Origin of the sequence: Flavobacterium tibetense (assembly GCF_003293845.1) — a bacterium.
GTDB lineage: Bacteria > Bacteroidota > Bacteroidia > Flavobacteriales > Flavobacteriaceae > Flavobacterium > Flavobacterium tibetense.
Window position 1 is genome coordinate 1 of record NZ_QLST01000056.1, and the last position, 509, is coordinate 509.

Sequence of the window (509 nt, forward strand, 5' to 3'; positions counted from 1 at the left end):
GGCTCGTGATGCACAAATCGCTCAACTCCAGAAACAGTTGGAAGACGAAAAGAGACAGAGCGAACTTAAAGCTTATAGCCTTGACCGTGAAGTTACACTTGCACAACTCAAACATCAGCAAGAATTGGAAAAGATGTTACTCGAACACCGTCTTGATGGTGAACTGACCGATAAAGATTTGATGGAAATGTCTACCGAAGCACAGAAAAATGAAATGGAACTCGAGAAGAAAGCTGTAGAGTTAGATGTAGCTAAGGAAAAAGCAAATTCAGAAAAAGTTAAAATTGCTGGTCAAACTGCTTTAAATGTTTCTAAATTTGATAATGAAATGGCAAAACAAGAAACCATTAAGTTAAAAAATCAGAAACAGCGTAAAGAGGTAGAAAATGACGGAAATTAAACAGCATCCGGTACTAGGAATCATGGTACGTTCCGACGGCATGGTTCTTGTACCTTCTAATTATAGGCAAAAAGAACATTGGACTTATGGTTCAAAATCCAAACGCGGT

At 38.1% G+C, this 509-nt stretch carries 1 protein-coding gene; it reads left to right on the forward strand.

Going from position 1 to position 509, the window contains the following annotated elements; all coding sequences use genetic code 11:
* Positions 1-400 (forward strand): hypothetical protein (locus tag DPN68_RS13210; protein ID WP_157958516.1); only part of this gene is annotated, 400 nt, incomplete at its 5' end.
* Positions 401-509 lie beyond the last annotated feature (109 nt).